10 protein-coding genes and 2 pseudogenes are annotated in these 10,428 nt (G+C 71.3%); 11 read left to right on the forward strand and 1 reads right to left on the reverse strand.

The annotated features are described in order from the left end of the window. The 5 genes and pseudogenes from FUT87_RS29035 to FUT87_RS31780 all read left to right on the forward strand — a co-directional run. On the forward strand, nucleotides 1-487 hold a 487-nt coding region (locus FUT87_RS29035; protein ID WP_222617202.1), incomplete at its 5' end, for a hypothetical protein. Nucleotides 488-905: 418 nt separating this feature from the next. Next, the gene (locus FUT87_RS18775) at nucleotides 906-2,330 is read left to right on the forward strand and encodes a CHASE3 domain-containing protein (RefSeq protein ID WP_147242007.1); all 1,425 of its coding nucleotides are present in this window, start codon (nucleotides 906-908) and stop codon (nucleotides 2,328-2,330) included. Then, nucleotides 2,311-2,949, forward strand: coding sequence for a response regulator transcription factor (locus tag FUT87_RS18780; RefSeq protein ID WP_091726945.1), 639 nt, complete (start codon nucleotides 2,311-2,313; stop codon nucleotides 2,947-2,949). The genes FUT87_RS18775 and FUT87_RS18780 overlap by 20 nt, the downstream gene beginning before the upstream one ends. Nucleotides 2,950-3,104: 155 nt before the next feature. Continuing rightward, nucleotides 3,105-3,422: pseudogene (locus FUT87_RS31775) on the forward strand (response regulator transcription factor); the annotation flags it as partial. Between the two features lie 230 nt (nucleotides 3,423-3,652). Continuing rightward, a pseudogene (locus FUT87_RS31780) lies at nucleotides 3,653-3,874 on the forward strand (diguanylate cyclase domain-containing protein); the annotation flags it as partial. A 129-nt stretch (nucleotides 3,875-4,003) separates the two neighbouring features. Here FUT87_RS31780 and FUT87_RS18790 read toward each other — a convergent pair. Continuing rightward, entirely contained in the window at nucleotides 4,004-5,530 is a 1,527-nt protein-coding gene (locus tag FUT87_RS18790; RefSeq protein ID WP_147242009.1) for a deoxyribodipyrimidine photo-lyase, read from the reverse strand. Nucleotides 5,531-5,565: 35 nt separating this feature from the next. Between FUT87_RS18790 and FUT87_RS18795 the strand changes: the two genes are divergently transcribed. From FUT87_RS18795 to FUT87_RS18820, 6 genes are all read left to right on the forward strand, one after another. Continuing rightward, entirely contained in the window at nucleotides 5,566-6,144 is a 579-nt protein-coding gene (locus FUT87_RS18795; RefSeq protein ID WP_091726932.1) for a YqgE/AlgH family protein, read from the forward strand. Next, the gene (ruvX, locus tag FUT87_RS18800) at nucleotides 6,141-6,563 is read left to right on the forward strand and encodes a Holliday junction resolvase RuvX (protein ID WP_404935417.1); all 423 of its coding nucleotides are present in this window, start codon (nucleotides 6,141-6,143) and stop codon (nucleotides 6,561-6,563) included. The genes FUT87_RS18795 and ruvX overlap by 4 nt, the downstream gene beginning before the upstream one ends. Next, nucleotides 6,560-7,072: a bifunctional pyr operon transcriptional regulator/uracil phosphoribosyltransferase PyrR gene (gene pyrR / locus FUT87_RS18805; protein ID WP_147242010.1), complete on the forward strand. Its 513-nt coding sequence runs from the start codon at nucleotides 6,560-6,562 to the stop codon at nucleotides 7,070-7,072. Before ruvX ends, pyrR begins: the two co-directional genes overlap by 4 nt. Nucleotides 7,073-7,076: 4 nt before the next feature. Beyond that, nucleotides 7,077-8,039 (forward strand): aspartate carbamoyltransferase catalytic subunit, encoded by a 963-nt coding sequence (locus tag FUT87_RS18810; protein WP_091726920.1) that lies wholly within the window; start codon nucleotides 7,077-7,079, stop codon nucleotides 8,037-8,039. Further along, nucleotides 8,036-10,165 (forward strand): ATP-dependent DNA ligase, encoded by a 2,130-nt coding sequence (locus FUT87_RS18815; RefSeq protein WP_255511916.1) that lies wholly within the window; start codon nucleotides 8,036-8,038, stop codon nucleotides 10,163-10,165. The genes FUT87_RS18810 and FUT87_RS18815 overlap by 4 nt, the downstream gene beginning before the upstream one ends. A gap of 5 nt (nucleotides 10,166-10,170) precedes the next feature. Next, on the forward strand, nucleotides 10,171-10,428 hold a 258-nt coding region (locus tag FUT87_RS18820), incomplete at its 3' end, for a hypothetical protein (RefSeq protein WP_255511917.1).

Raw genomic sequence — 10,428 nt, forward strand, 5'->3', positions numbered from 1 at the left:
CCTGCTGATCGCCGGCGCGAAGGTGCCGGCGCCCGCCGGCCTGACCGGTGGCGCGGCGCCGTCGTCGTTGTCCTCGCTGGCCGATCCGCGCTTCAAGGCCGCGATCCTGATCTCCGCGCCGCCGTTCTACGGGGAGGGCGATCCGGCGCCCATCCTGTCCGGCATCGCCATCCCCACCCTGCACATCAGCGCCACCGCCGACGAGATCACCATTCCCGGCTACTACAGCGGACCGTCGGACCGGGTCGCGCTGTTCGACGCGATCGGCGGACCGCGCAAGGCGCTGGCGATGTTCAGCGGCGGTTCGCACAGCATCTTCACCGACCGGATGAACACCGGCGGCTTCGAGCTCAACCCGAAGGTCAAGGCCGCGACGCGCGAGCTCAGCCTGGCCTACCTGCGGCTGGTGCTCGACGGCGAGGCGGCGCCGCTGCGCGACTGGCAGCAGCGCCATGGCGCGCTGCTGTCGCGTTGGCAGGCCCCCTGACAGGCGGGGTGGGGTGCCCCCGCGAGGGGCGGTGGGACAAGTCCTGACCCCGGCGCGCGGCACCCGCCGGTCGCGTGAAAGTGCTCGCCTTCGGCCCGCCTGCTGCCCGCGGACGTGGCTTTCCCGGCACGCGGCGCGTGAGCAGGGACTTGCTTTTCCTGCGCCGCACCTCTAGCGTTAGGCCCACGTGAGCGTTCGCCAGGGAGCGTCCGCGCGAACAAGCCCTCCCACCGAAGGGCGAAATCCATGCGAGACAGAAGCGAAAGCGGCCCGACCGGCGCAAGCGGAGCGAAAGACGTCCGATGCGCCTGACACCCGGGGCCCGACTGCAGTGGGGTGGACGCCGGCGAGCTTGTCATCGCTGGAACGCGGCGTCCGCAGGGTTGTACGAACACGGGCCCGGAGGCCCGGACCATCCATGCGCTTGCTGACCTTTCCGGTGGCTGCGGGCCTGTTGCTGGCCGGCTGCGTCGCCTTCGTGGCCACCGCCTATGGCGGTTACCGCAGCCTGGGCGAGCTGACGCGTCAGGAGGCGGGGCGCGCCCATGCCTTGCGCACGCAGCAGCAGCTGTCCGACCTGAACGGCCTGCTGATCGACCTGGAGACCGGCACGCGCGGTTTCCTGATCACCGGCGACGCGGCCTTCCTGCAGCCCTACGAGCGCGCCCAGCGCGACCTGGACGCGAGCTACGCCCAGCTCAAGGATGCGCTGGCGGTCAGCGGCGACCGCCAGGACCAGGCCTTCGCGCGGCTGGACCGCTTCATCGCCGAGCGTCGCCGCCAGGTCGAGGACCAGGTCGCGAAGCGCTGGAAGCTGGGCGCCGAGGCGCTGAACGACCGCCAGGCCTATGTCGCCGGCAAGCAGCTGATGGACGAGATCCGCGGCGAGCTGGGGCGGCTGAAGTCGGTGCAGCAACGCCGGATCGATGGCATCGAATCGGCGGTGGCGCTGCAGACCAAGGAAACCACGCTGCTGGCGCAGGTGCTGCCGGTGGTCGGGGGCCTGCTGATGGCCGCGGCGATGGCGGCGCTGTGGGTCGAGCGCGAACGGCGCGACCGGGCCGAACGCGCGCTGCGCGACAGCCATGCGCGGCTGGAGGGGGCCGTCGCCGAGCGCACCCGTGAACTGAGCGAGGCGCTGACCCGCATCCAGAGCTTCGCTGCCGAACTGGACCGCAGCGTGGAGGCGGAGCGGCGCCGGCTCGCGCGCGAGGTCCACGACCAGCTCGGCCAGCTCGGCACGGCGGCGAAGATGCTGGCGCTGTCGATGGCGCGCAAGATCGCGCCGGCCAAGGAGCCGATGCACGACGAGATGCTGGCCATCGCCGACGAGGTCATCGGCGCCGCGCGCCGCATCGCCAACACGCTGCGGCCGCCGCTGCTGGACGACTTCGGCTTCGGCGCGGCGGTCCAGCACTATGCGCAGGGCCTGCAGCGGCAGAGCGAGCTGGTCGTCGACCTGGACCTGGCGCCGGACGAGGCGCTCAGCAGCGAGCAGCACAACCAGCTCTTCCGCCTGCTGCAGGAGGCCGCGACCAACGTGCTGCGGCATGCGCAGGCGCACCAGCTGACGATCGAGTCCCGCATCGAGGACGGGGAATACCGCCTGCGCATCGAGGACGACGGCATCGGCCCGGGCCAGGTGCGGGCGGATGCTTCGGGCCTGAGGAACATGCGGGAGCGCGCCGTGCTGGCAGGCGGTGAACTGGTCTTCGGGCCGGCGCCGCGGCGTGGCACGCGGATCGACGTCCGCGTGCCGCTGGCCGGCGTCGCGGACGAGGGGGACAGCACCGGGGCGACCCGGGAGAACGAGGAGGGTTGGGATGAGGTTTCTGATCGTTGACGACCATCCGATCATGCGGCTCGGGGTCAAGCAGTTGATCCAGGGCCACTGGCCATCGGCGGTGCTGGACGAGGCATCGACCATCGCCGAGGCCCTGCAGCTGGGCCAGGCCAACAAGCCGGATGCGCTGGTGCTGGACCTGTCGCTGCCCGACGCCAGCGGGACCGAGGGCGCCAGCCGCATGCTGCGGGCGCTCAAGGGCGTGCCGGTGCTGGTGCTGAGCCTCAACGCGGAGTCCGCCTACGCGGCGCGACTGCTGCAGATGGGCGTGTCCGGCTATCTGCCCAAGGACAAGGCGACCGACGAGCTGGTCGTCGCGCTGCAGCGCCTGCTGCAGGGCGGGCGCTACGTCACGGCCGCGATGGCGGACCACCTGCTGGGGCTGCTCAGCGGCGCGACGCCGGGCCAGTTGCCGCATGAGCAGCTGTCGGCGCAGGAGCACCGGGTGATGCTGCTGATCGCCGCGGGCAAGACGCCGGCGGAGATCGCCGAGACCATGCACCTCTCGGCCAAGACGGTCGGCACCTACCGCGCGCGCATCCTCGAGAAGACCGGCTGGCGCAACAACACCGAGCTCACCAAGTACTGCGTCCAGCACGGGTTGACGGACATCCAGTGAGCGGCCGGGCGCTGTAGGGGATCGCCCGACAAATCCTGCGGACAGGCCCCGACACCAGCATGCGCGGGGCGCTGCTGATGCCGGCGCCGGGCCTCGCGCAAGATGCCGGACAGGCGGTGACAACCAGTCGCCGCCGCGATCCGGAGCATCCCTTCATGGACATTTTTCTCGTCGAGGACTCGTCGGCCATCCGCCGGCTCCTGGCACGGCGGCTCGAGGACATGGCCGGCGTGCGCGTCGTCGGCGAGGCGGACTCCGCGCCGCAGGCGATCGCGCTGATCGACTGGCTGCAGCCCGACACCGTGCTGCTGGACATGACCCTGCTGGTGGGCACCGGCGTCGACGTGCTGCGGGCGCTGCGCCACAAGGGCTTCCAGGGACGGATCCTGATGCTCACCCATCACGCGATGGACGCCTACCGCGACATGTGCATGCAGGCAGGGGCGGACGGCTTCTACGACAAGGGCAGCGGCCTGGAGTCGCTGTTCGGCGACCTGGACGAGCTGCTGCAGAGCGAGCGCGCGGCCGGCCGGCAGACGCGGCCCTCGCCGCTGCTGCGCGACACCGCCACCGGGCTGCTCGGCCAGGTGGCGCTGCTGGAGCGCCTGGACCAGGTGCTGCGCATGGTCAATGCCGAGTCGGCCGGGTGGCCGTCACGGTGGTGGTGCTCAAGGGCCTGGAGGCGCTGCTGCGCAGCCAGGGCGTGCAGGCGGCAGCGCCGGTGCTGGTGGAAGTCGGCCGGCGGCTGTCGTCCTGCGCCGGTCCGGTCGACCTGCTGGCGCGGCACGCCAACGAGCAGTTCGCGCTGGTGGTCTCGCGCGCCGGGTCGGTGCAGGAGGCCGAAGCGATGGGCGAGCGCATCCGCGACGCGCTGGCGCAGCCCTTCGACCTGGGCGGCCATCCGGTGCGGCTCGACAGCCATGTCGGCGTGGCGCTGCATCCCCGCGACGCGATCACCGCGCGCGGCCTGCTGATCCTGGCGGAAGCCCGGGCGCACGGCCTGCGCCTGCCCCAGAAGGGCAGCGCGGTGGTGCATTGACGGTGCGCCCGGGAGCTAGTCCGGCGCGAAGCCGCGGTCCTTGACCACGGCGTAGCGCGCCATCGTCGCCATGCGCGCGGTCTCGTGGCGCACGATCGGCTCTGGATAGTCGCGGCCCAGCACGACGCCGCAGGCGGCCAGTTCCGCCGGCTTGGCGAGCCAGGGCGCGTGGATCAGCGCCGGCGGCAGCCGCGAGAGTTGCGGCAGGTAGCGCTGGATGAATTTCCCGTCGGGGTCGAACTTCTCGCTCTGGCTGACCGGATTGAAGATGCGGAAGTAGGGCTGGGCGTCGCAGCCGCTGGAGGCGGCCCATTGCCAGCCGCCGTTGTTGGCGGCGAGATCGAAGTCGATCAGTTTCTCGGCGAAGTAGGCCTCGCCGCGGCGCCAGTCGATGCCCAGGTCCTTGATCAGGAAGCTGGCCGTGACCATGCGCAGCCGGTTGTGCATGTAGCCGGTCTGGTTGATCTGGTGCATCGCCGCGTCGACCAGCGGGTAGCCGGTACGGCCCTGGCACCAGGCCTCGAAGTCGGCATCGGCCTCCGGACCCTCGGCCCAGGCGATGCGGTCGTACTCGGGCCGGAAGGCGCGCTCCGCCACGCGCGGATGGTGGTGCAGGACCTGGTGATAGAAGTCGCGCCAGATCAGTTCCGACAGCCAGGTCTGCGCCCCCGCGCTGGCGCCGCTGCCCGCGTAGCCACGCCGCCAGGCCTCGCGCGCGAGCACGCGGATCGAGATCGTGCCGAAGCGCAGGTGGGTGCTCAGGTAGCTCGGGCCCTTGACGGCGGGAAAGTCGCGGGTCTCGCCGTAGCGGTCGATGCGCTCGAGGAACTCGTCGAACAGCCGCCGCGCGCCCGCGCTGCCGCCCGAGAGCGCCGCGCTCAGCCCGGCGGGCTCGAAGCCGATGTCGGCCAGCGCGGGCACGCCCCGGCGCGCCGCCACCTCGGGGCCGGTCGCCAGGTGCGAGGCGTGGCGCTCGACCGGATAGCTGCTGAGGAAGAAGGGTGTGATCTCGCGCAGCCAGGCGTTCTTGTAGGGCGTGAAGACGCCGTAAGGCTTGCCGGCGCCGGTCAGCAGCTCGGAGCGCTCGAAGATCACATGGTCCTTGAAGCTCTCGACCTGCACGCCGCGCGTCAGCAGGGTCTCGCCGACGGCGGCGTCGCGGCGCAGCGCGTCGGGCTCGTCGTCGTGGTTGAAGTACAGCGCCTGCACGCCCAGCTCGGCGGCCAGCGCCGGGATCTGCTCGCGCGGCGCGCCGTGGCGCACGATCAGGCCGGCGCCGGGGGCCAGCGCGGCGAGGTCCGCATCCAGCACGCCCAGCGCGTCGAGGATGAATTGCACGCGCCGGTCGGCCCGCGGCAGCGGGTCCAGGATGTCGATGTCCAGCACGAAGGCGCAGTAGACCCGGCGGTGCCGCCGCAGCGCGTGGTACAGCGCCGCATGGTCGTCGGCCCGCAGGTCGCGGCGGAACCACACCAGGGCGCTGTCCGCGCCGTCCGTCGGCGCGGGGGGCCGGGAAGCGGGGGAAGAGGACGTTCGCGTCATGGGGACGGAGTGTCGGTGAAATAGAATCCGCCCCTATGTCCAAGGAACGCATCGACCTGACCAACCAGTTCCTGATCGCCATGCCGGGCATGGTGGACGAAACCTTTGCCGGCTCCGTCGTCTACCTGTGCGAGCACAACGAGAAGGGCGCGCTGGGACTGGTCATCAACAAGCCGATCTCGCTGACCCTGGGCAACCTGTTCGAGAAGGTCGAGCTCGAGTTGAACGACGAGGACATGGCCGCGCGGCCGGTCTTCTTCGGCGGCCCGGTCCAGACGGAGCGCGGCTTCGTGCTGCACGAGCCGCTGGACGAGCAGGGCAACCACTACAACGCGACGCTGGCCGTGCCCGGCGGGCTCGAGATGACCACCAGCCGCGACGTGCTGGAGGCGCTGTCCAGCGGCGCCGGCCCCAAGCGGGTGCTGGTCACGCTGGGCTACAGCGGCTGGGCGGCGGGGCAGCTCGAGGAGGAGCTCGGCCGCAACGGCTGGATCACCGTCGACGCCACGCCCGAGATCATCTTCGACACGCCCATCGAGGAGCGCTACGACAAGGCGCTGGCGCTGCTGGGCATCGATCCGCGCATGCTCAGCCAGGAGGCCGGGCACGCATGAATCCCGGAAGCGCCATGACCCTCGCTTCCCCGTCGTCTTTCGTTTCCCCCCTCGGTTTTGATTTCGGTACCAAGCGCCTGGGCGTGGCGACCGGCAACCGGATGCTGGGCAGCGCGCGGGGCTTGCGGACGATCACCGAGCAGGGCGATGCGCGCTGGGCCGCGATCGCGGCGCTGATCCAGGAGTGGCAGCCCGATGCGCTGGTCATCGGCGTGCCGCGTCATCCGGACGGCGCCCCGCATGAAATGACCGCCCGCGCGCTCAAGTTCGCGGGCCAACTGCGTGGCCGCTACCGGCTGCCGGTGGTCGAAGTCGACGAACGCTACACCAGCGCGGAAGCCCAGTCCCAGGGCGCGCGCGACCTCGATGCCGCGAGCGCGGCATTGATCCTCGAACAATTCTTCCGGGAACACCCATGAGCACATTGCACCTCGATGCGGAAGCGCTCTACGCCGACCTCGCGCGCGGCGTCCAGCGCCTGCTGCAACCCGACTGCGCGCTGGTCGGCATCTGGTCGGGCGGCGCCTGGCTGGCCGAACGCCTCCAGCAGGACCTGAAGCTGCCGGGCCAGCACGGCGTCATCTCCAGCGCGCTGCACCGCGACGACTTCGGCAGCAAGGGCATGAACGCCAGCGCCGACCACACCCGGCTGCCCTTCGAGGTCGAGGGTCGCCACATCCTGCTCATCGACGACGTGCTCTACACCGGCCGCACCACCCGCGCCGTCATCAATGAGCTGTTCGACTTCGGCCGCCCCGCGAGCGTGACGCTGGCGGTGCTGGTCGACCGCGGCGGCCGCGAGCTGCCGATCGAGCCGGCGTTCTCCGCCGCGCGCGTCGCCCTGGCGCCGCACCAGCGGCTGAGCCTGGTCAAGGGCCAGGATCCGGGCGACCACGGCCGCTTCAGCTTCGACGTGAAGGAGGACTGATCCCATGCTGAGCAAACGCAATCCGCAGCTGAACAAGCATGGCGAGCTGATCCACCTGCTGTCCACCGAGGGTCTGCCCAAGGCCGTGCTGCACCAGATCCTGGACACGGCCGGCACCTTCCTGTCGGTCAACGACCGCGAGGTCAAAAAGGTGCCGCTGCTGCGCGGCAAGTCGGTGTTCAACCTGTTCTTCGAGAACAGCACCCGCACCCGCACCACCTTCGAGATCGCCGCCAAGCGCCTGTCCGCCGACGTCATCAACCTGGACATCGCGCGCTCGAGCACGGCCAAGGGCGAGACCCTGCTGGACACGGTGGCCAACCTCTCGGCGATGCATGCCGACATGTTCGTCGTGCGCCACAGCGAGTCCGGCGCCCCCTACCTGATCGCGCAGCACTGCGCGCCGCATGTCCACGTCGTCAATGCCGGCGACGGCCGCCACGCGCATCCGACGCAGGGCCTGCTGGACATGTACACGATCCGTCACTACAAGAAGGACTTCACCAACCTCACGGTGGCGATCGTCGGCGACATCGTGCATTCGCGGGTCGCGCGCAGCGACATCCATGCGCTCACCACGCTGGGCGTGCCGGAGATCCGCGCCGTCGGCCCCAAGACCCTGGTGCCGGGCGACCTCAAGGACATGGGCGTGCGCGTTTGCCACGATATGGCCGAGGGCGTGAAGGATGCCGACGTCATCATCATGCTGCGCCTGCAGAACGAGCGCATGAGCGGCGCGATGCTGCCCAGCGCCGGCGAGTACTTCAAGAGTTTCGGCCTCACGCCGGAGAAGCTGGCGCTGGCCAAGCCGGATGCGATCGTCATGCATCCGGGCCCGATCAACCGCGGCGTCGAGATTTCGTCCACTGTCGCCGACGGCCAGCACAGCGTGATCCTGCCGCAGGTGACCTTCGGCATCGCGGTCCGCATGGCGGTCATGTCCATCCTCGCCGGAAACGAAGCATGAAGATCCTCATCCAGAACGGCCGCCTGCTCGATCCCGCCTCGGGCCTGGACCAGCGCGGCGACCTCGCGATCGCGTCGGGCCGCATCGTCGGCCTGGGCCAGGTCGGCGACTTCAGCGCGGACCGCGTCATCGATGCCGACGGCCTGGTCGTCGCACCGGGCCTGGTGGACCTGGCCGCGCGGCTGCGCGAGCCCGGCCACGAGCATGAAGGCATGCTCGAAAGCGAGCTCGCCGCCGCGGCCGCCGGCGGCGTCACCAGCCTCGTCTGCCCGCCCGACACCGATCCGGCGCTGGACGAGCCGGGCCTGGTGGACATGCTCAAGTTCCGCGCCCGCAAGCTCAGCCGCTGCCGCCTCTTCCCGCTGGGCGCGCTCACCCGCGGCCTGGACGGCGAGGCGCTGACCGAAATGGCCGAGCTCACCGAGTCCGGCTGCGTCGGCTTCTCGCAGGCCTACCGCCCGATCCGCAACACGCTCACCGTCCAGCGGGCCATGCAGTACGCCGCCAGCTTCGGCTACACGCTGTGGCTGCATCCGCAGGATCCGTGGCTCAGCGGCGGCGTCGCCGCCAGCGGCCCGGTCGCGACGCGCCTGGGCCTCTCGGGCGAGCCGGTCGCGGCCGAGACCATCGCGCTGCTGCTGCCCGACCCGACGGACGTGGTCGAGCGCCCGCTGTCCGTCTGGATGACCGAGCATCTGCTGCCGCTGCGCGGCCAGCCGCCCGAGGCGCTCGCGTTGGCGCTGCAGAGCCAGTGGGCCTCGCTGGCGGTCGAGCAGCGCTTCGTCTACTTCAAGCTGATCACGGGCGCCTTCCGCGTCGGCGTGTCGAAGCTGCAGGTGACGCAGGCGCTGGCGGCGGTCGGCGGCGTGGATGCCAAGTTGGTCGCGCAGCGGCTGATGGGCTACACGCATGTCGGCGCGCGGCCGACCGCGGCGGACCATGCCGCGCTGGTCGCGCCGGCGCAGGCCACGGCCGACGAGGGCGGCGCGCGCGGCCTGCAGCCGTATCCGTTCTTCCTCGCGCATCCGCTGGCCCTGCCGGTCGAGCAGTTCGACGCGGCGATCGGGCCGGCCGCGGACTGGCTGGTCGAGTGGAAGTGGGACGGCATCCGCGCGCAGCTGGTGCGGCGCGGCGGCGAGGTCGCGATCTGGTCGCGCGGCGAGGAGCTGGTCACCGAGCGCTTCCCCGAGCTCGCCGCGATGGGCGCGGCGCTGCCGGAGGGCCTGGTGCTCGACGGCGAGATCCTCGTCTGGCGCGACGGTCGCGCCATGCCCTTCGCGGAGCTGCAGCGGCGCATCGGCCGCAAGACGCTGGGCGCGAAGCTGCTGCGCGAGCTGCCGGTGGCGCTGTGCGTGTACGACCTGCTCGAGCAGGACGGCCAGGACCTGCGCGAGCTGTCGCAGCATGAGCGCCGCGCGCGGCTGGAGCGCCTGGTGGCCGGGCATCCGCTGCCGGGGCTCGAGCTCAGCCCGCTCGTGAGCGGCGCGGACTGGGCGGCGCTGGCGCGCGAGCGCGAGCAGGCGAGGGCGTTGGGCGTCGAAGGGATGATGCTCAAGCGGCGCGACGCGCGCTACGGCGTCGGCCGCACCAAGGACGTCGGCGTCTGGTGGAAGTGGAAGATCGATCCGCTGTCGGTGGATGCGGTGCTGATCTATGCGCAGCGCGGCCATGGCCGGCGCGCGAGCCTCTACACCGACTACACCTTCGCCGTCTGGAACGGCCCGCAGGAGGATCCGGCGCGCCAGCTGGTGCCGTTCGCGAAGGCGTATTCGGGCCTCACCGACGCGGAGATCCAGGCGGTCGACGCGGCGATCCGTCGCACCACGATCGAGAGCTTCGGCCCGGTGCGCAGCGTCACGCCGACGATGGTGTTCGAACTCGGCTTCGAGGGCATCGCCCGCAGCGGCCGGCACAAGAGCGGCATCGCGGTGCGCTTCCCGCGCATGCTGCGCCGGCGCGAGGACAAGCCGGTCGAGGAGGCGGACACCTTGCAGACGCTGCAGGCGCTGCTGCCCGCCGGCGGCGGCGACGCGGCCCTCGTCCGCGCGGCGCCGCGGACGCCGCCGGCAACGGGCGCAGCGCCGGAGCAGGGCTTGCTCGAAGACGCGGACGAGGCCGCACCGTGAGCGCGATGAAAGCAGGCGGCGACGCGGAAGCCGTGAGCAACACGAAGGCCGGACGGAACGCGAAGGTCGTGAGCGACGTGGCCACCGTGATCAACGCGGACACCGCGAGCGACGCCGGTGTCGTCAGCGAGGGCCTGTCGATCGACGCCTGGCTCGCCGAGCAAGGCTGGCGGTCGTTCCCGTTCCAGCGCCAGGTCTGGGCCGAGATCGCGCGAGGCCGCAGCGGGCTGCTGCATTCGAGCACCGGCAGCGGCAAGACGCTG

It is taken from the genome of Mitsuaria sp. TWR114 (assembly GCF_007997345.1).

Bases quoted from the DNA above. Each gene is read 5' to 3' on its own strand.
- FUT87_RS18775 (WP_147242007.1), top strand. From the start codon at position 906: ATGCGCTTGCTGACCTTTCCGGTGGCTGCGGGCCTGTTGCTGGCCGGC.
- FUT87_RS18780 (WP_091726945.1), top strand. From the start codon at position 2,311: ATGAGGTTTCTGATCGTTGACGACCATCCGATCATGCGGCTCGGGGTC.
- FUT87_RS18790 (WP_147242009.1), bottom strand. From the start codon at position 5,530: ATGACGCGAACGTCCTCTTCCCCCGCTTCCCGGCCCCCCGCGCCGACG.
- FUT87_RS18795 (WP_091726932.1), top strand. From the start codon at position 5,566: ATGTCCAAGGAACGCATCGACCTGACCAACCAGTTCCTGATCGCCATG.
- ruvX (WP_404935417.1), top strand. From the start codon at position 6,141: ATGAATCCCGGAAGCGCCATGACCCTCGCTTCCCCGTCGTCTTTCGTT.
- pyrR (WP_147242010.1), top strand. From the start codon at position 6,560: ATGAGCACATTGCACCTCGATGCGGAAGCGCTCTACGCCGACCTCGCG.
- FUT87_RS18810 (WP_091726920.1), top strand. From the start codon at position 7,077: ATGCTGAGCAAACGCAATCCGCAGCTGAACAAGCATGGCGAGCTGATC.
- FUT87_RS18815 (WP_255511916.1), top strand. From the start codon at position 8,036: ATGAAGATCCTCATCCAGAACGGCCGCCTGCTCGATCCCGCCTCGGGC.